At 43.6% G+C, this 23,983-nt stretch carries 18 protein-coding genes; 8 read left to right on the top strand and 10 right to left on the bottom strand.

Annotated features, from left to right (window positions below; all coding sequences use genetic code 11):
* The first annotated feature begins 2 nt into the window (after positions 1-2).
* On the top strand, positions 3-1,685 hold the full coding sequence (locus tag Q5H80_RS15280; RefSeq protein WP_304570273.1) for a BatD family protein: 1,683 nt from the start codon (positions 3-5) through the stop codon (positions 1,683-1,685).
* Between the two features lie 103 nt (positions 1,686-1,788).
* Here Q5H80_RS15280 and Q5H80_RS15275 read toward each other — a convergent pair whose 3' ends face one another.
* The 5 genes from Q5H80_RS15275 to Q5H80_RS15255 all read right to left on the bottom strand — a co-directional run bounded on the left by Q5H80_RS15275 (position 1,789) and on the right by Q5H80_RS15255 (position 7,881).
* Positions 1,789-3,933 carry a diguanylate cyclase gene (locus Q5H80_RS15275; RefSeq protein WP_304570272.1) on the bottom strand — a complete coding sequence of 715 codons (2,145 nt, stop codon included), beginning with the start codon at positions 3,931-3,933 and terminating at the stop codon, positions 1,789-1,791.
* 319 nt (positions 3,934-4,252) lie between these two features.
* The gene (gene pstB, locus Q5H80_RS15270) at positions 4,253-5,002 is read right to left on the bottom strand and encodes a phosphate ABC transporter ATP-binding protein PstB (protein ID WP_304570271.1); all 750 of its coding nucleotides are present in this window, start codon (positions 5,000-5,002) and stop codon (positions 4,253-4,255) included.
* A gap of 75 nt (positions 5,003-5,077) precedes the next feature.
* Complete coding sequence (gene pstA, locus Q5H80_RS15265; protein WP_012600195.1) at positions 5,078-5,941, bottom strand: phosphate ABC transporter permease PstA; 864 nt, start codon at positions 5,939-5,941, stop codon at positions 5,078-5,080.
* Positions 5,942-6,005: 64 nt separating this feature from the next.
* Positions 6,006-6,935, bottom strand: a complete 930-nt coding sequence (gene pstC / locus Q5H80_RS15260; protein WP_009845821.1) for a phosphate ABC transporter permease subunit PstC — start codon at positions 6,933-6,935, stop codon at positions 6,006-6,008.
* A gap of 124 nt (positions 6,936-7,059) precedes the next feature.
* Positions 7,060-7,881 (bottom strand): phosphate ABC transporter substrate-binding protein, encoded by an 822-nt coding sequence (locus tag Q5H80_RS15255; RefSeq protein ID WP_139686021.1) that lies wholly within the window; start codon positions 7,879-7,881, stop codon positions 7,060-7,062.
* Between the two features lie 464 nt (positions 7,882-8,345).
* Here Q5H80_RS15255 and Q5H80_RS15250 point away from each other — a divergent pair, with 464 nt between their 5' ends.
* The gene (locus tag Q5H80_RS15250; RefSeq protein ID WP_304570270.1) at positions 8,346-9,989 is read left to right on the top strand and encodes a methyl-accepting chemotaxis protein; all 1,644 of its coding nucleotides are present in this window, start codon (positions 8,346-8,348) and stop codon (positions 9,987-9,989) included.
* A gap of 181 nt (positions 9,990-10,170) precedes the next feature.
* On the opposite strand, the gene Q5H80_RS15245 is transcribed toward Q5H80_RS15250, so the two are convergent.
* Positions 10,171-11,076 (bottom strand): lipase secretion chaperone, encoded by a 906-nt coding sequence (locus Q5H80_RS15245; RefSeq protein WP_304570269.1) that lies wholly within the window; start codon positions 11,074-11,076, stop codon positions 10,171-10,173.
* Between the two features lie 38 nt (positions 11,077-11,114).
* Positions 11,115-12,056: a triacylglycerol lipase gene (locus Q5H80_RS15240; RefSeq protein WP_304570268.1), complete on the bottom strand. Its 942-nt coding sequence runs from the start codon at positions 12,054-12,056 to the stop codon at positions 11,115-11,117.
* 552 nt (positions 12,057-12,608) lie between these two features.
* On the opposite strand from Q5H80_RS15240, the gene Q5H80_RS15235 reads away from it, so the two are divergent.
* Entirely contained in the window at positions 12,609-13,856 is a 1,248-nt protein-coding gene (locus tag Q5H80_RS15235) for an SGNH/GDSL hydrolase family protein (RefSeq protein ID WP_304570756.1), read from the top strand.
* A gap of 152 nt (positions 13,857-14,008) precedes the next feature.
* Here the strand turns inward: Q5H80_RS15235 and Q5H80_RS15230 are convergent, their stop codons facing one another.
* A complete protein-coding gene (locus Q5H80_RS15230) occupies positions 14,009-15,340 on the bottom strand; it encodes a DEAD/DEAH box helicase (protein WP_304570267.1) in 1,332 nt (443 codons plus the stop codon).
* 360 nt (positions 15,341-15,700) lie between these two features.
* Here Q5H80_RS15230 and Q5H80_RS15225 point away from each other — a divergent pair, with 360 nt between their 5' ends.
* Complete coding sequence (locus Q5H80_RS15225; protein ID WP_009845829.1) at positions 15,701-15,967, top strand: Lpp/OprI family alanine-zipper lipoprotein; 267 nt, start codon at positions 15,701-15,703, stop codon at positions 15,965-15,967.
* A 174-nt stretch (positions 15,968-16,141) separates the two neighbouring features.
* On the opposite strand, the gene Q5H80_RS15220 is transcribed toward Q5H80_RS15225, so the two are convergent.
* A complete protein-coding gene (locus Q5H80_RS15220; RefSeq protein WP_304570266.1) occupies positions 16,142-17,116 on the bottom strand; it encodes a L,D-transpeptidase family protein in 975 nt (324 codons plus the stop codon).
* Positions 17,117-17,462: 346 nt separating this feature from the next.
* Between Q5H80_RS15220 and deoD the strand changes: the two genes are divergently transcribed.
* The 4 genes from deoD (at position 17,463) to Q5H80_RS15200 (ending at position 22,959) form a co-directional block, all read left to right on the top strand.
* Complete coding sequence (gene deoD, locus Q5H80_RS15215) at positions 17,463-18,173, top strand: purine-nucleoside phosphorylase (RefSeq protein ID WP_004732072.1); 711 nt, start codon at positions 17,463-17,465, stop codon at positions 18,171-18,173.
* Positions 18,174-18,253: 80 nt separating this feature from the next.
* Positions 18,254-19,723, top strand: coding sequence for a transposase (locus Q5H80_RS15210; protein WP_009845831.1), 1,470 nt, complete (start codon positions 18,254-18,256; stop codon positions 19,721-19,723).
* A 186-nt stretch (positions 19,724-19,909) separates the two neighbouring features.
* Positions 19,910-21,379 carry a hypothetical protein gene (locus tag Q5H80_RS15205; protein ID WP_304570265.1) on the top strand — a complete coding sequence of 490 codons (1,470 nt, stop codon included), beginning with the start codon at positions 19,910-19,912 and terminating at the stop codon, positions 21,377-21,379.
* Positions 21,379-22,959: a GGDEF domain-containing protein gene (locus tag Q5H80_RS15200; RefSeq protein WP_304570755.1), complete on the top strand. Its 1,581-nt coding sequence runs from the start codon at positions 21,379-21,381 to the stop codon at positions 22,957-22,959. The genes Q5H80_RS15205 and Q5H80_RS15200 overlap by 1 nt, the downstream gene beginning before the upstream one ends.
* 96 nt (positions 22,960-23,055) lie before the next feature.
* Here the strand turns inward: Q5H80_RS15200 and Q5H80_RS15195 are convergent, their stop codons facing one another.
* Positions 23,056-23,964: a DMT family transporter gene (locus tag Q5H80_RS15195; protein WP_304570264.1), complete on the bottom strand. Its 909-nt coding sequence runs from the start codon at positions 23,962-23,964 to the stop codon at positions 23,056-23,058.
* Between the last annotated feature and the right edge of the window lie 19 nt (positions 23,965-23,983).

The raw sequence follows: 23,983 nt of genomic DNA, 5'->3' as shown, positions 1-23,983 counted from the left end.
CCATGCAATCTCTAAACAAGCCATTTTTCTCAATACTCCTGACTTTGTTGCTGGGAGCTTTCTCGTCCTTCTCGGCATTGGCAGCAACTGCCGTAGCGAGCGTTTCACAAAACAGCGTCACTAAAGATGAAGTGTTCCTACTCAGAATCGCAACCGATGAAAAGGTCTCTTCGGATGCTCTAGATCTAACAGCTCTCCAACAGAATTTCTATGTTGGTAGACCAAACTTTGGCTCATCGATGCGAATCGTCAATGGCAGTCGCACCGTATCTAGCGAATGGAATATCACCCTTGCCCCACTTCGATTAGGCCGATTAGAAATACCTAGCTTTGATATTGAAGGTGCCAAAACCCAACCTATCACCATCAACGTTTCGATTAATAAAGCCGCTCCAAAGCAGAGTGATATGGCGGAATTCCAATTAAATCTCAGCAAAAACATCTTGTATCCACAAGAAGTCGCCGAGCTTGATGTAAAGCTCATCATCAAAGCGGATCCAAGAAGATTACAAGATCCCCAAATTTCTCTACCAAACTCATCAAATTTGGACGTGGAACCCATCGGTGAGTCGAAACAGTTCCAAGATGTTATCAACGGACAAGAAGTGACAGTGGTTCAACAGTCATTCCGTATCTCTTCACAAAAAGCAGGTCAATTTAAGCTGAACGGGCCGAAGCTAACAGGAGCGGTTGTTTACTCAACCAACAACTCAAGCAAAACTCGCCTTTTCCAGCTCGATACTCCTGTCGAAAGCTTAAATGTGACTGTAAATCCTGTGCCAAAGGGCTATCAAGGTGAGTGGTTACCAACCTCTGACCTTAAGTTGCTACAGAAATGGTCAGACAGCCAAGGTAATGAGCTAACAGGTAGCGATGGTTTCGATAGAGATAAGCAGAGCTTTGAAATGGAAGCAGGCGATTCTCTAACTCGTACCATCACAATGACGGCTAGCAACTTAACGCAGCACCAACTGCCGAAACTAAACATCACCTACCCGAAATCGATACGTGTTTATGAAGAGAAACCGCAATTTGGCACAACTCAGTCTGGTGATGCTGTCGTTGTTTATAAGCAAGTATTGATTCCGAAAGAGGCTGGAAACATCTCGCTTCCTGATGTGTCTCAAGCTTGGTTTAATACCGATACTCAATCGGAACAAACCACTAAAGCACTTGGCTTAGAATTGTCGGTACAAGCTAGCGAGCAAGCTGCATCAAGTACGCCTCCTCCTACGATTGAAGCGTCGACACAACAAGTAAGCCCGACGGTTATTAGCGTTGATAATCCAGGAGTATGGCCTTATCTGACCGCCCTATTTGCTGTTTTGTGGTTAACCAGTTCTGCGATTGCTTTCTACTTCTGGTCACGCTGCGGCGCAGCAAAAAAACTAAAGCGCCCAGTTCAACATCAATCAGATACGGCAGAGGCTCTTATTAAAGCGCTGAAAGCGAAAGATGGTGTGATGACCAGAACCCTGCTTGAGCAATGGAAAACAGAAAACCCAGATTTGAGTGATGAAACATTAGAAGCAATTGAAGTCGAGCTAACGAAGCTCAATCAAAGTCTCTATGGTGAAGATGACTCACTAAGTCAGCCATGGGATCCTACTGAGGCAATCAAAGTAGTTAAGAAGCCAAAGCGAGTCTCTAACAAAACGCGTAAAAGTTCACTAGAAACGCTTTAATTAACCAGAAAATAAAACTGGCAGAAAAAATGAAGCCGTGATGACCACCTTGTGAGCATCACGGCTTCATTCGTTTTTAAGAACAGGAAAAATAAACACCACACTAAGTCAGTGTAGCCGCAATTTTTCTTCGCTTCATAGCCGAGACAATTCGATTTCGCCCTGAATCTTTCGCCTTATACAAAGCCTTATCAGCCTTGCCATACAACAAATCAAAATCGAACTGGCGCTGATCCGAAGTTATCGATGCATAACCCACAGATGCGGTTAAATATTGGCTAGTACAGCTTTTACAATGGAGAATTTTGGCATCTTCAATACTTTGCCTAATCGACTCTGCACGCTGCTTTGTTGTTGTGTGATTGGTGCCGATCATCAACAACATAAACTCCTCACCGCCGATACGGCAGAAGGTTTCTTGATCACCATAAACATGAGTGCTCAGTATCTTGCCAATAGCACGTAAAGCGACATCCCCCTCAGTATGGCCATAGACACTGTTGTACAAGCCAAAATGGTCAAGGTCTACAAGAATTAACCCAAAAGTGACCTCATTCTGCGTAGCAAATGCACCTTGCTCCTCACAATTCAAATCATCTAAAACTTGTGACAACATACGGCGGTTACCAAGACGAGTCAGCGGGTCGAGTTTAGAAATCACATCTAGCTGTTCATTCGCATTTTCAAGCTCTTGAGTTCGCTTGCTAACCTCTTGCTCTAGAGTTTCATTGAGCTTTTTAATCTCCTCTTGCGCCATGGTTCTTTGCAATACTTCAGCAAGGCTAGAGGCGAAGATACGTATCACTTCACGCAGTTGTGAAGTTAAAGGGCTTCGTGTTAGCAAATTATCCGCAGCGATAAACGCAATCGGAACACCTGTATTTGTGGTGAGCATTGTCATTGCCGTCCAACCAACCCCGACAATATTGTAATCATGATAAATAGGGACTGATTCTTCAAAAGCGACTTGGTTAGGGTAAGTACGAGCTGCAGACACAATGTCACGCTCTACCAGCTCGGAGCGATAATAGGACTCATCGACAATATCGCCTTTTATATCGGTACCCCAAGTACCTTGCATGTAACTGCAATTTTTATCGGTAAGGAAAACGGCTAGTCGATCAATGCCTAAATGCTGAATAGCAAAACTGACGGCGGACTTACACACAGCACTGACGCTATCGCAGCGAGACAACTCAACCATACTCGAATGCAGCATTCGGATGTTCAGTTCTTGGCGTTTACGAATGTATATCTGAGACAGCAGAGAGCCAAACGATTCAAGCATCTGCTTTTGGTAATTGGTAATTGGCGAGCGGTGAATGTAGTTGTCCATAGCAATCCAACCTACGGGTTTATCCCCTTCACGCAAGATAAGCATGCCATTCCACCCTTGCCCTACAACCTTACCTTCTGTGTAGAGTGGAGCATGTTCAATAACGACCAAGTTAGTGTAGTTGTCAGACAATGCCTCTATATATTCCGATTCGAGCTGATGCAGGTCATATTGTGTGTGATGTTCGCTGTTGGTTTTTCCTAGTTCATCGGTGCCGTAAGTGCCACTAAAGCAACGCTTTTTCATATCAAGCAACATAAATATGGCGCGATCAAAACCAAGTCTATCGCGTACCGCCTCTACCGATGCTTTGTAGAGTGCATCCAATGATTCAGGGTTCGAGAGCTCTAATGCCACCTGATGAACCAATTTCATATTCTCAACAAACAACTCTCGAAGCTTAATTTCATCAAGATATTGCGCTTCACGTGTATCCCTATGCTTAATCTCGATAGCTGCATTTTTTTCTGCGCGAATACACTGCCAGCGAGCTGCCGCTAACTGAAGGCCATCCAGCCCTTGGTCAAAGGTTTGATTAACTTTTTCTGCGATGCAATTTTGAATAATTAAATAAGTTCTACAGGCTGGTGCGTTGTCGAGCATCATGATGAACGACTCTCCACCAAGCGCTTTACTGTGCTCCCACTTACAGGTATTGATAGACATCGGTAACACACCGTCTGCAGTGTCGAACTGTGAAACCCATGGCCAAAATGTTGAAGGGTAATGATCAAGAGAGGTTAATTCACCGTAGGAAAACAACGGTAACGAGTCGCTTTCTGGTATTGGCTCTGCAAATATTCCGATCCCTTGGGGACCAAGCATTTTAATCAGGTAGTCAAACAGAGACTCAGCCAATAAACGGTGATCACGCGTAGCAGATATCTGTTTTGCAAAGGCTTTAACATGCACGGTGTTGGTCCATTGGCTAATAAGAATAACGCAAAAATACAGAAGCCTTGATATGCAATCAATGTAACTAAAAATGAGATGTTAAGTGAGTCGCAATTTGACCTTTTGCATTATCACAAGCATGAGAAGGACTACAAAAATGGGATTTCCTGCCCAAAATTTCGTCGACATGTGATGTTTTTTAACAGCATAAAAAAGCCCCACCTAGAGTGGGGCAAAACTTCCATCGCTTATAGTTATAGTGATAATTCTGTAAATCGAATCGATTATCTAACCTGCGTTTCAGTTAGTGGTATTGACCACGTTATCGATTAAGCAATTAACCAAAGTCGCCGTTTACATAGCCTTTAGTGCGATCATCTTTTGGTTCGCTGAAGATAACGCTGGTTTCGTTGTGCTCTACAAGCTCTCCCATTAGGAAGAAAGCCGTGCGGTCTGAAATACGGCGGGCTTGCTGCATAGAGTGCGTTACGATAACGATAGTGAAGTTCTTCTTCAGATCTTCCATCAACTCTTCAATTTTATGAGTCGCAATTGGATCAAGTGCTGAAGTAGGTTCATCCATCAAAATTACGTCTGGTTGCATTGCGATGGTGCGAGCAATACACAGACGTTGCTGCTGACCACCAGACAAACCGAATGCGTGTGCTTTCAAACGATCTTTCACTTCATCCCAAAGCGCCGCACCGCGAAGTGAATTTTCAACCACTTCATCAATGTGCTTTTTGTCTTTGATACCTTGAGCACGTAGTCCGTATGCCACGTTTTCATAGATGCTCATTGGGAATGGGTTTGGCTTTTGAAAAACCATGCCGACTTTAATACGTAGATCAGCCACATCGATATTGCCGTAGATGTTGTCGCCATCCATCTCAAGAAGGCCGGTGATTTTTACACCTTCAATAAGATCGTTCATGCGGTTCAAGCAGCGTAATAGCGTTGATTTACCACAACCCGACGGGCCAATTAAAGCGGTCACTTGACGCTCTGGCACGGGTAGGTTGATTGATTTAAGCGCTTGGTTGTCGCCGTAAAAAAGGTCTAGGTCTTTAATATTAAATTTGTTCATATTCGTAATCTCGTAATTCGTCAAAGTCTGTACTGTGTTTGTTTTAGGAGCTCATTTGGCTCTAGAAAACCCTGCTTAGTAAGTTGCAGTATTAAAACGTCTTGCGATCAACTTAGTGAGTGTGTTGATCAGCAGTACAAGAACAATCAGTACTGTTGCTGTGCCGTATGCTTGATTCCATTCTTCAATGGTAAACAGCTCCGTCGTTAACTTATATAAGTGAACGGTTAGTGTACGGCCAGAATCCAATAATGAATCTGGGATACGAGCAACCATACCTGCGGTCAAGAATACTGGTGCTGATTCACCAATAACACGACCAATACTCAGAATAACTGAAGTGATGATACCTGGCATTGCACTTGGTAGAATCAAACGCCAGATTGTGTAGATTTTAGAGGCACCCAAACCATATGAACCTTCACGGTAGGTTTGAGAAACGGCCATTAACGCTTCTTCAGTGGTACGAATAATCACTGGAAGAATCAAGATGCTTAGTGTCAACGCGCCCGATAGGATAGAGAAACCTAAACCTAAAATAGCCACGAAAAATGTCATACCAAACAAACCGAAGATGATTGACGGAATACCTGCTAATGACTCGGTGCAAAATCGAATGATCTTGACTAAGCGACTGCCTACTTTTGCGTACTCAGTCAGGTAGATTGCCGTCATGATACCCAATGGCGCAGCAACCGCAATCGAAGCAATAACCATGTAGATTGTCGAGATGATCATCGGGAAAATACCGTGCTCATCGCCCGTTCGCGTGTAGTCATCCGTGATGAAATTCCAATCAACGTGCTGTAAGCCGTTTGAGAGGATGTACCACATAATCCAAAACAAGAAGCCCACCGTTAACGCGGCAGCAGCCCATATAAAGCCACTCAGAACGGCGTCTTTACGTGCGCGGGCTTTCTTTAACGCGATTTTATTCATCGTCTTACCTTGCGAGTTCGTAGGATTAGCTTGAGGTGCTACGTTATTTTCTAAAGACATAATGTTACCTCGCCTTCTCACGGTTCAAGTAAAGGAGAATTGCATTCAGAGACATGATGAAAACAAGGAGAACAACACCCGTCGCATATAGCGCACTTGCGTGAATACCACTCGCGTAAGACATTTCAATCGCAATGTTCGCGGTTAGTGTACGAGCTGAATCTAAGATACCTTCAGGCATTGCCGGCGCATTACCCATCACCATAATGATTGCCATCGTTTCACCAAGAGCACGACCAATACCCAAAATTACGCCCGTCATAATGCCTGAGCGAGCAGCCGGAACGAGCAACTTAAAGATGGTAAAGATTTTTGAAGCACCTAACGCTAAAGAACCTTCTTTATACGTTCTTGGTACAGCACGGATTGAGGTTTCAGAAACCGTAATTACCGTCGGAAGGATCATCACACCCAGTACAATAATACCCGCCAAAATCGTGTTACCCGCGGGCACTTGAAATACGTTTTGAATAAGGGGAACGATAATAACGAGGCCGAAGAAGCCGTAAACTACCGAAGGAATACCCGCTAGCAACTCGACAGCAGGACGAATGATGTCCGCCAGACGCTTTGGCGCGATTTCAGCAATAAAGATTGCCGTTAACACACCGATCGGCACACCGACCACTACCGCACCTAATGTCGATACGACAGATGCAACAATCATGGTAGCGACACCGTAAAGTGCTGGTGGTAGCCAGTTCTGCCCTAGCACGATGCCCGATAGGCCCGCCTCTTGGAATGCAGGGATACTTTCTCTAACGATGAAAAAAGCAATAACAGCAAGGGATACGATGCCGATGATTGCGCTAGTAAGAAATAAGCCGTGAAAAATACGCTCTTTCCAATCTACACGCTTCTTTTTACGTAAGCCGCGTTTCAGTTGAGTCGCTTCGCTATTCATAAGCTGTTCACTATTCGTTGCGATGGTCATAACAAGTCTCACATATCGAAATCCTTAACACGCTGTCTAAGCGTACGGATTAACTCGAAGTGGGATAGAAAAGGCTCAGCCTGAAAAGGTAGGCTGAGCAATATTTAATTAATTGAGATATAGATTAGTTAACTGAGATGTAGCCTTTGTTTTCAACAAGAGACTGCGCTTCGTCAGTTAGCATCCAATCTAGGAACTTTTGAGTTTCAGAAGATGGCTTACCTTCTTTGTAAAGTACTAGGAAAGGACGAGCTACTTTATAAGAACCGTTCTTAACGTTGTCTACAGATGCTTCAGTACCGTCAATTGCAAGCGCGTTTACTGAGTTGTCCACTGTACCTAAAGAGATATAGCCGATTGCGTAAGGGTTAGAAGCAACCATTGTTTTTAGTGCACCGTTACCGTTAGCAACTTGAGCACGTTGAGATATTGCTGATACTTTCGTGCCAGAAATCTTCATTTTAAGAGACATGATGTCTTCAAATGCACCGCGAGTACCCGATGCTGTATCACGAGTGATTGCTACGATTGGCTTGTCTGCACCACCAACGTCTTTCCAGTTTGTTACTTCACCTTTGTAGATAGCCGTTACTTGCTCCGCCGTTAGACCTTCAAGGCCATTCTTAGGGTTAACCACGACTGCGATACCGTCACGAGCAACGACTTCTTCTACTAGTGTTGTTTCTTTCTCGCTATCTTTAAGGTTGCGAGAAGACATACCTAAATCTGCACTGCCGTTCTTCGCCGCTTTAACACCAGCAGACGAGCCAGGACCTTGTACTTCGATAAATACGTTTGAATTCGTTTTCATGTATGTTTCAGAGAAAACTTCCATCAGTGGCGTCACGCTGCTTGAACCAACTGCTGAAATAGTTTCTTTAGCTGAAGCTGGAGTCACTGTTAGTGCACCTAAAAGAGCGATTGCACCGATAACTGTCTTTTTCATCACAAATTTCCTTAAGTGGCGTTATTGCCGTTGTGTTTAAACTTGAACGGTGCCCACTTTAGAATCTGAATGTGACAGTTGTGTTTCATTAAATTGAAGCCTATATGACAGCTGACATTTATTTTCGTCTTTTTCCTGTCAACTAACCTTGAAATAATAGATTTAAATAATTCATAAACGTTAAACATTTATTTCAATCTATTTAACCAAAATTGTTTGATATTCCACCAACACTTAATATTACCAATTACCGCACGAACCCCTGTAACTAACAAGCCATAGAGAAATAAAGAAAAACGCTCATTTCGCACAATAAATAACCGTAATTTTTCAATTACCTATCGCATATATCTAAATCGAATGTATTACTGATTGAATTGTCATTCTCAGTAGTTAGAATCACGGGATAATTATAATAAAAGCAATTGCATCTGCTCATTTACTTATTCATAGAGGGACAATACATGCGCCAACTTCTCAGTGGCTTATCAATTAAAATACAAATTCTTATTCCAGTGCTCTTTTCCGTCGTATTACTTTTGACGGGTGTCATCATCGGTGGTGACAAGCTGGAAAACGCATTTAAAGATGTATCAACAGCAACAGATCAACTCATTCTACATAAAGAAGAACTCAGCGAAATCGTCGACAATAGTTACGGCATGCGCATCAAAGCAATCTATAGCTTGTTCAACCCTGATGATGTAAACACACTCGTTGAAACGCTTAATCAAAAACGCGATCAAAACTCACGCCTACTGAGCTCATTAGACACAGTGCCAGGTATGCAAGATGAAGTCGCAGCAATGAGCAAGGCGATGGGCCACTACGTTAACTTTTCACGCAACACCATGCTTCCCCTGTTAAAAGCAAAACACGGTAATTCAGGGCTAACTTCTGACTTTGATACTCGTTACCAAACGGCGATTGACCAATACCGCCATGCAGGTAATGAAATGGTAAAAGCAATCGACAGTCTTTCTAAAAAGCTAAACTTGCTTGCTACTCAACAAGTCCATACCAATGGTCAGCAACACACTAGCACCCTAAATACTGCGACTATTGGGCTTTTAGTGATTCTATCTATTGCTCTTGTTATTAGCTGGACACTGGCTGGCATCATTGTTAAACCAATCAACAATATTCAGGCTACCATGCGCGAAGTAGCAAAAGGTAACCTGCTAGTAAAAGCCGAAGAACATGGAGACAATGAGATCTCACGTCTTGCGCAAGACGTAAACAAATCCGTTGAGCAATTGCGTGACACGGTAAGTTCACTATCTCGAATCAGCATCGAAGTTGCGTCAGCATCTACTGAACTAGCTGCTGTAATGACACAATCAAGTGCGAACTCAGACCAAGAGAAGCAAGAAGTAGAACAAGTTGCTTCTGCCGTCAATCAACTTGAGAGCACAGCAGCAAACGTCAACGAAAATGCAGTACAAGCCGACTCAGCGTCTAAGCAAGCTGACGAAATGGCGACACACAGCATGAGCTTGTTTAATGAAAGTAACCAAGCAAACGAGCAAATGGCGATTCAGCTTAGCGAAGCTGCAAACGTTGTTGGCACGCTAAAAGAGCACTCAGAGAAGATTGGTAACGTCATTGAGGTTATTCAAAGCATCTCAGAGCAAACTAACCTTCTTGCGCTTAACGCTGCTATTGAAGCCGCTCGTGCAGGTGAAAGCGGACGTGGTTTTGCGGTTGTAGCTGATGAAGTGAGAATGCTAGCAGCACGTACACAAGATTCGACCAAAGAAATCCAAACCATCATTGAAGGCTTGCAGGTTCAATCTGGCAACGCAAATGAGAGTATGAGCAGTTCGCTGTCTATGTTGGAACATAACCAAACGCTTTCGGGTGAGGTAAGCTCTGCACTTTCAGGCATTGCGAACTCAGTAACGGATATCACGGAAATCAACACTCAGGTCGCCGCTGCAGCAGAAGAGCAAAGCCAAGTGACTTCAGACATTAACCGTAATATCTCAAATATCTACAGCTTAGTAAGCCAAAATGTAACAGGCATTACCCAAGCTGCAGCAGCAAGCCACGAGTTATCAAACCTCGCTGAACAACAAAAGCAGCAGTTGGGCTTCTTTAAGGTTTAAGGGTTAAGGGCGAACAAGCTTTAAGGTTCAGCAGTAACGGCTTACGGTATAGGCTCTAGGATACAAAATTTAAGCCTTAAACTGTAAGCACTTACTTACCATGTATAGATTGCAGTAACCGACCTTCATTATTAAGCCAACTATTGAGTCATCAGTAGTTGGCTTTTTTAATTGCTGGAGATTACTGATCGCTCTCAGCAGCTCTGATTCTTTCAATCGCTTCGACTCTTCGAAGTTGTTCTGGCTGAAAATGCGTAGTCCGAAGCTGTGCGATAGTCTCTTGTTGCTCAATTTTAGAGAGTGCAGGGTCATTCAAAATGTCATTTCGTTCAACAAAGTAAATTTCTAAAGCTCCATCAAAGTCCGCCCTTTGTTGATCAAGCGCTTCGAGCCTCTGTGTCGCTTCTTCGCCAACCAGTTCGTTTCTCTTCAAGTACAGGCCTTGTTCATCTAAGCCCTTAGAGCTGGATAGTTGCTGCAATAACACCTGATTTTGATGACTGGCTTGAACGTAATCTGGCTGTTCAGATAGATAAGACTCAAGCCTTTGCTGATATTCTGACTCGTCTAGCCCTTCTTGTTTCAGAAGTAACTTTTCTAAAGCGATTTCCCTCATTCTGTTGTCATGGGTAAACAAAATACTCACCTCGCTCTCACTGAAAAACTGCGCTTGAAGATCTAGGAGAGCTTGATTCAGTGCGCGTAGGTCCTCTGCGGATATTGATGTGGTGTCAAATTGCACGTCCAGTGATGTCAGTGCCAACTTGTACTCAAGATATTTGGCAAACAGTGCCTCATCAACGATCGCGACCTGTGATTGCTCGTGGTGTTTTGCCACATTGTCACGGATATCTTCAAGAGTTAATTCGGTATTGCCTGACACGAAATATTCCATCATGTCTTTGGCTGATGCATTGTCAATTTCGGTATCTTGTTGAGAGGTAACCTTCAATGAGGAAACGTTCTGTTGTTTGTTGTTTGAATTTAGATTCTCTGTATTAGCCGGCGAAAAGGTTACATATAAAAAGACCGCCGCTGTACTCATCAGGGCTATCGTGGTTATCGACAAAATAGCGGTCTTTTTCATTGTGCTTTCCTTGCTCTCGTTAAGAATGACTATGTGACCTACAAACCGGCCAGCTTCAATCGATTGGCGTGCTGACGATATAAAGTCACAGGGTCGGTCTCAAAAAGATGGTGGATACCCAATAGTCCATTGATCTCGTCTAGGTGATTCATTTTGTAATCATCACCAATCACTTTGCCCAAATGCGCGCTACATGCTCCCACTAACCCGTCATTAGGTTCATTAAAAGCTAGACCAAGGATTGTCATCGCTCCGTCGGTAGGATCAAGAAGGTTGGTAAAAGTGGAAGATCCTGTCCATGAATAGTAATAGACACCGTTTTTTGCTTGCCATTCACCATCACCACACTCAGACGTCGGCACGCCTTCAGGGTAAAACTGATTGAATGCAAGCGAACCTTCAGTGGTCAACGCTTCAAGAGACGCAAGGCCATCTTGGTCAAGATCCGTTCCACCAGATAACAGGTTGATAAGCGCCGTCAATCCACCAGCCAATTTAACCGCGATACCTTCTGAAACTGACCCTTCAGATACCGTCCCCCGAACAAGGTCTGCCACTTTAGATCCTTTATGAACACCACCAATGCTCGTCACCGAGGCAACAAGATCAGGTCGAACCGAGGCGACATAGCGCGCAGTCGGACCACCGTGACTATGACCAACTAGATTCACTTTACTTGCGCCTGTCGCAGCTAACAGCGTCTCTACTTGAGCGAGTAACTGTTCACCACGAACTTCGGAACTGTTGGTAGCAGAAACCTGAGCAACGTATACGCTCGCACCATCTTTAGTTAGAGACTCCGGTACGCCATAGAAGTAATCCACGCCTGCTAATGTATCGAAACCAAACAAGCCGTGTACCAACATAATAGGGTATTTCGTTGCAGTGTATCCGCTGGTTTCTAATGCTGATGCACTTGTTCCGGCATATACGCCAAAACTGGATAGGCAGGCTATCGTCCAAATTAATATCTTTTTCAATGCTCTTTCCTTAAACAGATTAGACCTCTGATGAGTAAGAGAACCGTAGATGATGATTTTATAAAACAAAAAGTGACAACTTGATATTTGTGATTTGGAACTTGAATTAAACAATTGTGATGAACATTAGAAATGCAACGTCAAACCAAAATCAAGAGTAAATAAGCTACTGATTAAATTAAATTTTACTTTCATCCTTCTAATAATATTTTCATTTAAGCATTCAATAGACAAATCGTCCCGTACCGGTCAATGACGACGTGTTTGCCTGCGATAGTTCGTTAAAATCAAATGTTAGATATTAGCTATCTCACTTCGAAGCCATTGTTTTTTTCAATCAAAAAGCAGTTGAAACTTTGACGCTGATTCCAGTTATAAGCCACTAACAAACTGAATATATTGACTAAGATTATTGATTTTAGATATAGGTCGTACCAGTTCTTTCTTATCCACTTATCAACAAACAATAGGCAACAAGAAATAGACAACAGGCAACAGGCAACAGGCAACAACGTTTTGTTTGGCTCACTAAATATAAAAGAGAATACAGTGATGAAAAATACGGCTTTTATACTCGCGTTAACCATGCCTTTTGGCGCTTATGCTGCTGAAGATTCAATACCGACACCTGAATCCATTACATCCGCACAAGTACTTAGTACACAAGGTTCAGAGACCTATTCTTATGTTCGATGCTGGTATCGAACCGATGCCTCACATGACTCCCCAGCCACCGACTGGAAATGGGCAAAAAAAGAAAATGGTGATTACTACACGATCAATGGATACTGGTGGTCTTCTGTATCCTTCAAAAACATGTTTTACAGTGATACGCCCCAGCCTGAAATCAAGCAACGTTGTGAAGAAACGCTCGACATCCAAAATGATGTCGCAGACATCACTTACTTTGCAGCAGACAACCGATTCTCTTATAACCACTCAATTTGGACAAATGACAACGTTGTCCAAGCGAACACCATCAACCGTATCGTCACCTTCGGTGATAGTCTTTCTGACACCGGTAACCTATTTAACGGCTCTCAATGGATTTTCCCGAACGCTAACTCGTGGTTTTTAGGGCACTTTTCAAACGGTTTAGTCTGGACAGAGTATTTAGCAAAGGCGAAAGATGTTCCTCTTTATAACTGGGCAGTAGGTGGGGCTGCTGGCACCAATCAATACGTCGCATTAACCGGAGTATATGACCAAGTCACCTCTTACTTAACCTATATGAAAGTCGCCAAAAACTACCGCCCAGAAAACTCGTTGTTTACTTTAGAGTTTGGCCTCAATGACTTTATGAACTACAACCGAGAAGTGGCCGATGTAAAGGCCGATTTCAGCAGCGCTTTGATCCGCTTAACGGAATCTGGTGCAAACAATATCCTGCTGTTCACCTTGCCTGATGCAACCAAAGCACCTCAATTCAAATACTCAACTGAACAAGAGATCATTAAAGTTCGTGGTAAGATTTTAGAGTTCAATCAATTTATCAAGACGCAGGCCAAGTATTACCAAAGCATGGGTAAAAACGTGGTGTTGTTCGATGCAAGCGCGTTGTTCGCCAGCATTACCGATAATCCAGAGCAACATGGCTTTCGAAACGCAAGTGATGCCTGCCTTAATATCAATAGAAGCTCAGCAGCCGACTACCTAAAAAGTCACAGCTTAACCAATGATTGCGCAGCGTACGGATCAGACAGCTATGTCTTCTGGGGGGTAACACACCCAACGACCGCCACCCACAAATACATTGCCGACCATATCTTAGCGTATTCATTCTCAACCTTTGATTTCTAAAGCCTTTCGAATGACTCTGTAACCTGAGACAACACCTCTCAGGTGCAGAAACCAGATACAAAAAAACCGCCCTTCATAGGCGGTTTTTATTTACGCTAGCTTGTATAAAGATCTGTTTTTATAAACATAACCTTTTAGCTCACGCGAGTTGATTACTCGTCGTCAGTTTTTGGCGCAACTTTCTTCTTAGGGATAAATACTGTATCACCCACTGCCACATTCTGGTGGAAGCTCTTATCGCGCTTAACCGGTTTTTTCGGCGTTTTCTTAACTTGAGTGTTGGTTTTCTTCTTCGCAGGACCGCCTTTAGCAAAAGCAGGTTTGCGCGGCTTAATGCCTTTGAACTTACCTTTTAGCCCTTCAAGTACAGAGAAGGTAAGATCTTGTTGAAGGTAAAGCTCAACACGCTTGAAGCTATCCCAATCCTTTGGACCAACCAAAGAGATTGCATCACCTTTGTTACCCGCACGACCAGTACGACCAACACGGTGCACGTACTCTTCTGTATGCTTAGGCATGTCAAAGTTAATAACGTGGCTTACGTTTGGAATATCAATACCACGTGAAGCAACGTCTGTTGTTACCAAGATCTTGTAAACCGCACGCTCGAACTGGCTCATGATTGCATTACGTTGCGTTTGGTTTAGGTTACCGCTCAATGCCACCGCTTTAAGCTTCTTCTCATTTAGCTTCTCGGTTAGGCGATCAGTATCAGCACGAGTTGCCGTGAAGATCATCACCTGACGGTATTCAGCTTCTTCAATAACACGATCCAAAATTGCTTCTTTATGATCAAGATGATCACACAGATAAAACTTTTGAGTGATATCAAGGTGCTGTTCGTTAGAAACACCCACTGAGATGCGTTTAGGTGAGTCTAGCATTTCATTTGCAATGTCGTTCACTTCCGCGTGATCAAGTGTCGCAGAGAACATCAACGTTTGACGGCGACGGTGTTTAGCTGCATTCGCGATACGACGCAATTCAGGTGCGAAACCTAAATCTAGCATACGGTCAGCTTCATCAAGGATTAGCGTTTCAACACCATCTAAAAACAGTGAACGGTGCTCAAGGTGATCCGCAAGGCGGCCTGGAGTCGCAACAATAAAGCGAGGGTACTTACGCAGAGCCTTAACTTGGTCGTTAAAGTTTTCACCACCCAAAATAAGTGTAGCTTCGTAAGATAGACCACCAAGCATGCTACGCAGCTCGCCATAAACTTGTTTTGCTAGCTCACGAGTAGGAGCCAAAATTACACCACGAGGATCTTTAGCAGAAAACGCTTTTGTTTTTAATGCTTTATGAATCATTGGCAACACAAACGCCAATGTTTTTCCTGATCCCGTTTTTGATGAAGCCAATAGATCCTTACCAGCAATAGCAACAGGGATCGCTTTTGATTGGATCTCTGTCGCCTTCTTGAAGTCGTAATGTTTTAAGTTCTTCAGTAAGCGGTTATCTAAGCCTAAATCTTTAAAGTGCAAAGGACTCTCCAGTCATGATGGTATTGAATAAAATTAATTTAACGTGACATGATACCGCGAAAGTACTTTATAAGGATAGAGATCACAGAAAATTTATCCCTTTATCTCTCGTTTGCTAGAACATTGTATGCATTGCTCGTAAAGAAATAACTCTCCAAAACACATCAAAACCGGCTCTCACCCCTTCATCTCATAAACGAGACATAACGTGACGCTCTGCTAATTACCTCAAAAATTTAGCAATTTCTCTAGTTATTGTTTTTGCAGTTAAAAAATTAGTCGCTACAATCATTAATGAAGCGACTATATGATAAAGAATGTATAGCGCATCTTTTGATGATAAATAAGCAAGGAGTTCTTATGAATAAGACGTTAATCGCAGCTGCAGCCTCAGTTTTCATTTTAGCTGGTTGTTCTTCTGAGCCAGAAGAAGCTGCAATGTCACAAATGGATCAATTGACTAACCAAGTTGCTGAGCTAACCAGTGAAGTAGAAGCACTTAAAGGCGATAAAGCTGCAGCAGAAATGAAAGCTCAAGAAGCAGCTGCAGCCGCTATGGCAGCAAAAGAAGAAGCGGATCGTGCTAACGACCGTATCGACAACATCGCAGAGTCTTACACTAAATAGTTTGAGAGCTCAGTACGATTAAGCTGTAGATTAAATCAGTCGCGAAATGCAGTAAATAGACAGCACCACCTCTTAACGGATGTGGTGCTTTTTTGGGCAGTACTAATTCGAATAGAAGGCATTAATTCAAGTAGACAAAGATAAACGCCCCTTGTTACAAAAGAGGCAATCAAATTAGAACTCAATCACGGGTGGTGCTATCTCAACAGGCACGCCATTTTGAGCAAATATCACCGCTTTCGCTTTTGAATTTGGTAGGTCTGCATCTTCAAGCCACCATTTTAATTCAACGGGGATTTGCAATAATTTCTTAGAGCCGTCGCTTCGCGTCAATGGTTCGTGAGCTTCAACAAACACGCTTCTATCTGGCTCTAAAGACACTTTGATCGGCTCATCAATTATTGTGACTTTCTCACCACGACTAACCTGCTCAAAAAGCCACTCAATATCTTTTGGCTCCATACGGATACACCCGGAGCTGACTCGTAGACCTATGCCAAAGTCTTTATTGGTGCCGTGTATCAAATAATCACCTGCGCCATAGGCAAGCCTCAGAGCATACTCGCCCAGAGGGTTTTCCGGCCCGGCGGGAACTACTCTCGGTAATTCAATGCCCTTTTCAAGATACTCTTTGCGGATTGAATTTGGTGGAGTCCATGTTGGATTCGGTCTTTTTTGACTTATCTTGGTGATCATCTCGGGGGTATCGCGCCCCACTCGACCGATACCTACAGGGAATACATGCACCTGATTTTGATCGGGCTCAAAGTAGTACAACCTCAACTCAGCAAGATTGATGACAATCCCCTTTCTTGGGGTATCAGGAAGAATCAAACGACTTGGAATGCTTAACACATAGCCTTCCGCGGGAAGAAAAGGATCCACTCCTTTGTTGGCTGCCATTAAAGAGAGGAAACCAATATCGTATTGCTTGGCAATGATGGCCAAGGTTTCGCCTGCCGCCACTTCATGTTGCTGTATTCTGCCCACAATGCGGCTTTCTGTTGGTGGCAATTCAAAGGTTGCAGCAGACACCCACGATGAAGCTATCCCACTGGCAAGCAAAGTAGTTCTTACAACAAGAGATGCTGCCCTGTGTAGTCGGGTTTTCATTGAATGCAAAGGCGTCGAGTTAGCGCAATACGACATACAATTCCTTGGTTTGTCTTTTTATCAAAGTTTAGATTATCGCTGATCAAACGTCGCGACAACGTATTGTTTCTTTAATCTGATATGCAACAGGCATAGATTTGTCGTTTTTCTTCTGGACATAGCGTAATTTAACCACACAAAATCGATTGCCTCTAAACTTTCAACATATTTGGTTATCTATATGAATAATACTTTAAAGGTAGAGCAAATTTGTGACAAACATCTCACGGAGCCTCGTTTTAACTCGCTAATATTGCCTCAACAAAACGAATTCAATTCAACAGAATCGGTAATTAACAAAACCCTGTTCCTATAATTACCGTTAAAACTTTGGAGAACGACCATGGCTACACCTCATATTAATGCTCAAGCTGGTGATTTCGCAGAAACTGTACTTATGCCAGGCGACCCGCTTCGCGCAAAATACATTGCAGAAACATTCCTTGATGACGTGAAGCAAGTTTGTGACGTTCGCAACATGTTTGGTTACACAGGTACTTACAAAGGTAAGAAAGTTTCTGTAATGGGCCACGGTATGGGTATTCCATCATGCTGCATCTATGTACATGAGCTAATTGCTGAGTACGGCGTAAAGAACGTTATTCGTGTAGGTAGCTGTGGTGCGGTACGTGATGACGTTAAACTAATGGACGTTGTTATCGGTATGGGTGCATCGACTGACTCAAAAGTAAACCGCATTCGTTTCAACAACCATGACTTCGCGGCAATCGCTGATTTCGGTCTTCTAGAAGAAGCTGTTAACCAAGCACGTGCACAAGAAGTTCCAGTTAAAGTTGGTAACGTATTCTCTGCAGACCTTTTCTACACTCCAGAAGCTGACCTTTTCGAAAAAATGGAAAAGCTAGGCATCCTTGGTGTTGATATGGAAGCCGCTGGTATTTACGGTGTTGCTGCGGATCTTGGTGCTAAAGCTCTAACTATCCTAACAGTATCTGACCACATCATCCGTGGTGAGAAACTAAGCTCCGAAGATCGTCAAAAATCTTTCAACGACATGATGAAAGTTGCTCTAGAGACTGCAATCAACATCTAACGAATTGATCAGATACATTGAAAAGCGTTACCCCGCAGCCAAGCTCACTTGGCTGCTCAAATAATCCCGAGGGGGAGATCGTGTCTAACGACAAGCTGCCAAAAGATGCGGATGGTTTGCAACTCAACTTTTGTAAAACATTGGCGTGTGACAACTTTGGCTTGAGCGATGCAAAACGGTATGTTTTGCAACACGCAAACCCTAAGCGTCCAGCGATGGTTTGTCGTGAATGTGGAGCTTTCCCCCCCTTACTTAACAATCGTGAAGTGTTAAGCGAACTTCATCGCCTAAGACAACTTCACAGCGACGGGCTCCCTGCTTGTCGTAATGATGATTGCGATAACTTTGGCTTATCGGTTCATACCCACAAACATCTTTATCATGCCTTCGGCTACAGTGGCGATAGGCAGCGTTACAGATGCAAAGACTGCCAATCAACCTTCGTTGATAAGTGGTCGGGATCCAACAAAAAACTTCAGTTTCAAGAGAACCTCATGGGCTTATTGTTCATGGGTTATTCGGTACGTGAAATTTGTAGAAAGTTAGAGATCAATCCAAAGACTTTCTATGATCATGTTGACCATATCGCCAGTCGCTGTCGTCGTAAGTTAGCGATGATCGATGCTCGTTGGGTCAACCATGCTAAAGATTACGAATTCGCTTCTCACTATCAACGCCTACAACCGAAAAGCAACAATGGTGTAGTTTGGATAGCGACCGGCGAGGCACACTCTGGCTATATCCTTTGCCAACACGTCAATTATTCTCAAAATGAAGAGCCATCTGGAAGTGCTGATCACAATCCTTACGATGACGTTGCACGCTTTGTGTCCAAAGAGCACTCTTCAGAGGCTAACCTCGAACTACCTCAACCGTCTGACAAACTGAAAGAGCGCATTGAGCAGCAATATCAAGTAATTCTTGCGAGAGGCAATGTAGAGGACCCTATGGGGAACCTTACGACATTCAGTTACCCTTCGAAGGGCGCGCTGATTCGACCGCCTTATACTTCCTATGCTCACTTCCTACACGTACTTGATATGTGTGATGAGAACAAGCATGTCACGATCTATATGCCACAAGACCCATTACTAAGATCTGCCGCTCTAAGCGTTTGCTTGCCGCGTATTCAGAGTCAAAATGTTGACCTTATGTATGTAGAGGAAGACTCCGGTTGGCAAGATGACCAAAATTTTGAAAAGATCGACATCGTTCATATGAGTTGGTGGCGCGATCGTTGGGCTATCGCGAGTCAAGGGGACAGCCAAAAAGGTATCTGCTACCTAACAGGTAATAATCCAGAACCAAAACAGTGGCTTAATACAGCCTCAATTCAGCAAACAAAGTTCTATCAACAACGTTTCCAGTTGTTATTTGATAGCTTCATCAATGAGCCCAGACGTAAACTTCGTCCTGGGGGCATTCTTCCATTACTCGACATATTTAGATCTTGGCACAATCTGTGCTACCAAGATAAGCAAGGGTTGACGGCAGCACAACGCTTAGGTGTGACAGAGCAGCCACTAACCCTTAAGCAATTGCTTTCATAGAGATGTACCATCTAGACAAGCGCTCTAGAACTCATTGATTTCAAAGCAAAAGCATGAGATAACACCCAAAATTGGAAAAGATACGTGTCCCCTTTATGCTCAGCGAGAGATAATTGATGCTTATCCTCAATCACACTCCTATAATGATTGTGTTATCAATATGTTCGATAATTATGGATCTAAGCCTTGGACAAAAATCAGTACCTTCTTGAAACCGAACTAGAACAACTCAAAACTCGCGTTGATTCTGAGCCATTGGTGATCCTAGAGATTGCACAACAATGCCTAGTCAGATCAGAGCAAGTTCTGTTTGAAGAGGGCGCTATCCAGTCATTAATGTTAATGGCGAGATGTTGTTGGAACCTTATGGATTACCAGAAAGGTTTAAAATACATCAAGGAAGCTTACAAACGCCAAAGCCGATTAGATACCGATCATTTTCTCCCTGAAATTCTCCACTTACACGCTCTCCAATTCTGGGGACAAGCCAAGTATTACTCCGCCCAACAGTTCTGGATCAATGCATTAGAACAGTCTGCACTGGTTGATGAAGTGGAGATTCAAATTGAATGCCTCATTGGCCTTGGCAACATTTGGCGAATGACTCACGAATATAAACTTGCACGCTCTACCCACCAGCTCGCTGTAAAAGTAGCTAATAACAGCCGCATTGGTTGGTTAGAAGGCAAAGCAAGAATACTGCTCGCTTGGGATTACTACCTGCTCAACAACTATGTTGAAATGCTATCGGTGCTCGACGGTGCAGAAGAAGCATTAAAGGAATACAAAGATAATACTTGGCACGCTGAAGTATGGGATTTTCGAGGCCTTGCCCTACTTGGCCTTGAACGTTTAGATGATGCAGAACGAGCCACAGCCAAAGCGCACAAACTAGCAGTAGAGCACAACCTGGTATGGATGAAAGCGCATTCCTACATCAGCCGAGCTAGACTGGAGCTCTTAAGAAAGAGGCCAGAACAAGCCGCCGAGTTGCTAAGGCTGGCAGAAGAGTCAGCAAACGAATTCGATAATGGCGAACTGCTTAGCCAAATTTGTTATCAACAGTCTTTAGTCGCTGAAGAAAATCAAGATTTTGAATCCGCATTGATCGCTTTTAAGAAGTATCGTCAATATTCTACCGGCATGCTTAAAGAACAAACGAATCGTGTCGGTTTGGACAAAGCGCGCAGTTCAAAACGCCAGCTTGAACAGAGAGCACGTAAGCTAATTAACCGCATTCGAGGTCAACACGAACACGACCCGGAAAAGCACCTCTCTTATGTCGTTTCCGAAACCTTCTGGTGGGAAAAACTGGTACTATTTAAAACGGAGCTTAAACGCTCTAACCACTGCATCATCATGTTCCATCACGTCGATACCGATTACTTAGATGTCTGTACCGAGATAGCGCATACCTTGTGTAATCAGAACGACTTCATTGCAAGGCTAAGTTCAGAACGCGTTGCTCTGATGCTTTCCGAAAAAGACGAAGCTGCAGACCAGATCTTTAAAACTCTGACCACCATGCTAGATATCTACCCATGGCACAGAAAAGGATTAAAGGGGTCGAGACCGACCGTCAGCCTCAACGATATTTTGACGTTCCCGTTCACTCTTGAACAACTAGAAGAAGACGATGCTGAGGTAACAGAATGATGGAAACCCTATTAAGCAAGATTACAGATGCAGGTCTAGATCCTTCATCGGTATCGGGTGAAGAGGCGATCATATTCTGGAATCATATTCGCCAACACGTTTCGACGACACAAACAGAACAAGCACACTGTTACATCATCAGCTCTGAGTACCGCGCCGAGTTACAACAAAATCAAACTAGTATTGATGAGTTGAAACTGGCACTCGACCTACTCCACCTTCCTACAGATATAGAAGATATTCTTACTGTAAAGACCAGCTTAAGTAATCGCTTGGTTGAAATTGGTGATTACACGTCGGCACTGAATGAGTTCGTTAGCTCATCAACAATCGCCGTTGAGTACGGACATATCGATGAATATGTAATGGCTATCTTAGGTATGGGGAACCTGTGTGACGCTTACGGAGATCACAGCAGAGCTCTTCGCTACTACCAAAAGATCAACAGCATCGATCACGCAATAAGCAGTCGATCACTTCGTCTCAAATTCAAGCTTTATATGGTAGCAAGTTTACTACTGCTCAACCGAATAACGGCGGCCAGCGACTTACTGAACGAATGCGAAGAACTGAGCATTTTAGTGAGTGATAAGCTACTCACAGCTCAGATATTGTTGTATCAAGCAAAAGTGCTCCGTGCTAAGAAAAAGCACCATGAAGCGCTACGTTGTCTGTCAAAAATTCAATATCCAGCCAACAACACTCAAGCAAGTTGGCTCGCGACCATGACTCGTCTAGAGTTAGCACACTGCCTGAGTGCGACCGGAAAACAAGACTATGCAAGTATGATCTTGTCGAGCACTCACAAGCGTGTGAAGCCCGACTCATCACCAGTGCTTGCGAAGCGTTTCTACGATTCTCTAAGTGATGTGTGTATGAATCAAGGGCGTTTTCAAGAAGCGCTGAGCTATGAAAAGAAAGGCTACCGAATTGAAACTGATCTGATGAAGCAGATCCCAATCAGTGAACTCGGAGCAAGCCAACTACGCCGCCTGTCTCGTTTTGAATTACAACTTAAACTGATTCTCTCCGAACAAGAGAACAAAGAGCTTAAAGAGACAACAGAGCAGCATAAAAATACAGTTGCTCAACTACAACAAGATGTTTTCACCGATCCACTGACCGGGTTACACAACCGTCGCTGGTTAGATGTGAAACTGAAAGATCTACTGCTACACGAAACGCCTTTCGCATTAATGGTTATCGATATCGACCACTTTAAGTCAATCAATGATGAACTGAGCCACTTAGTGGGTGATAAAGCGATCGTCAGCGTTTCTCAAGAACTGCGTTCATACTTTAAGTTTAGAGGCGCGTCATGTGTCAGATTTGGCGGAGAAGAGTTCCTCGTCATCCTTGAGAATACTGACCTTGCGAAAGCAGAAATGCACTCTGAAAATTATCGAGAGCGTATCTTCCAATTTGGGTGGCATGAAATACTCGGCGAGCGCGGTTTAACCGTTAGTATCGGTATCACTTTGCATCGCGAGGGAGAAAATACTCAGCGTACCTTCTATCGTGCAGACAAAGCCCTATACAGAGCTAAAGCCAACGGACGTAATCAAGTGTGTACAGAGTAGTAACACGCCCCGTCTGTAAGTCTGTAGGTCTGTAGGTCTGTAGGTCTGTAGGTCTGTAGGTCTGTAGGTCTGTAGGTCTGTAGCTAAGCTCGCCTCTTATTGATAAAAGAACAAAGAGATTCCACCTAATGCGGCCAGGGTCCCGATGATACTTTGTTTTGACACCTTCTCTCCTCTAATCGCATAAATCACCAAAATAAAGACCGGGCTGGTCGCTATCAATGTTTGAGCAATCGCAGGGTTAGCATTTTTCAACGCCACTTGCTGAAGCCATAGAGCGAGAAACGTCCCGACAAAGATTGCCCCTAATAACCAAAGTTTATCGAGCTTGGTCATTGCCCATAAATCTCTTTTTATCGACGAGTACGGCTTCTTTTCAACGAAAGGGATAATCAGCATTACGGTAAACACGCCAATCGTCAGGCGAATCAATGCACCTAACAATGGTGGAATGTCACCCGCCACCAATGCGTAGTGGGAAATCACCACACCCGACGCCTGACAAATACTTGCCATAAGCCCATATCCAATGCCAACCCACTGTGCTTTGTCATTAGAAATATTATTACCGTTCGCTGATTTCGACGGCTGAAAGACCACAAAGGTCACCGCTAATGTTGTTATCACAACACCAAGCCAACTTTGCAATGTGAGTGCCGCGCCAAGAAACATTAATGCCAAAACACCAGAAAGAGGTGGAGCCAGAGATTCCAGCAACAAGGTCTTATTGGCACCAATTCTTTTTAATGCCGCAAAATAGGCGCTATCTCCAATCGCAATGCCAATCACACCTGAAATTGCCAATATCAGAAAATGGTTAGTACTCAGTTCAAACTCCGGCATCGGGATAAGAGGCATTACCAGTAACATCATCCCTGACGCCACCACACCCTTAACAATGTTCAATTGCATCGCAGAGAAGCGATGTCCAAATTGCCCATAGATCCATGTCGCACACGCCCACACCATCGCAGCGCCAATGGCCGCTAATTCACCTATATACATCCGCATTTATCCTTTATTT

Source organism: Vibrio sp. SNU_ST1 (genome assembly GCF_030563405.1).
In the GTDB taxonomy this organism is placed as follows: Bacteria; Pseudomonadota; Gammaproteobacteria; order Enterobacterales; family Vibrionaceae; genus Vibrio.
This window is presented reverse-complemented; position numbering and strand designations above follow the sequence as displayed.

What these genes read in the sequence shown, in the direction of transcription:
- Q5H80_RS15280 (WP_304570273.1), top strand. Translation starts at nt 3, where the DNA reads ATGCAATCTCTAAACAAGCCATTTTTCTCAATACTCCTGACTTTGTTG.
- pstB (WP_304570271.1), bottom strand. Translation starts at nt 5,002, where the DNA reads ATGAACAAATTTAATATTAAAGACCTAGACCTTTTTTACGGCGACAAC.
- pstA (WP_012600195.1), bottom strand. Translation starts at nt 5,941, where the DNA reads ATGAATAAAATCGCGTTAAAGAAAGCCCGCGCACGTAAAGACGCCGTT.
- pstC (WP_009845821.1), bottom strand. Translation starts at nt 6,935, where the DNA reads ATGACCATCGCAACGAATAGTGAACAGCTTATGAATAGCGAAGCGACT.
- Q5H80_RS15255 (WP_139686021.1), bottom strand. Translation starts at nt 7,881, where the DNA reads ATGAAAAAGACAGTTATCGGTGCAATCGCTCTTTTAGGTGCACTAACA.
- Q5H80_RS15250 (WP_304570270.1), top strand. Translation starts at nt 8,346, where the DNA reads ATGCGCCAACTTCTCAGTGGCTTATCAATTAAAATACAAATTCTTATT.
- Q5H80_RS15245 (WP_304570269.1), bottom strand. Translation starts at nt 11,076, where the DNA reads ATGAAAAAGACCGCTATTTTGTCGATAACCACGATAGCCCTGATGAGT.
- Q5H80_RS15235 (WP_304570756.1), top strand. Translation starts at nt 12,609, where the DNA reads ATGAAAAATACGGCTTTTATACTCGCGTTAACCATGCCTTTTGGCGCT.
- Q5H80_RS15225 (WP_009845829.1), top strand. Translation starts at nt 15,701, where the DNA reads ATGAATAAGACGTTAATCGCAGCTGCAGCCTCAGTTTTCATTTTAGCT.
- Q5H80_RS15220 (WP_304570266.1), bottom strand. Translation starts at nt 17,116, where the DNA reads ATGTCGTATTGCGCTAACTCGACGCCTTTGCATTCAATGAAAACCCGA.
- deoD (WP_004732072.1), top strand. Translation starts at nt 17,463, where the DNA reads ATGGCTACACCTCATATTAATGCTCAAGCTGGTGATTTCGCAGAAACT.
- Q5H80_RS15200 (WP_304570755.1), top strand. Translation starts at nt 21,379, where the DNA reads ATGGAAACCCTATTAAGCAAGATTACAGATGCAGGTCTAGATCCTTCA.
- Q5H80_RS15195 (WP_304570264.1), bottom strand. Translation starts at nt 23,964, where the DNA reads ATGTATATAGGTGAATTAGCGGCCATTGGCGCTGCGATGGTGTGGGCG.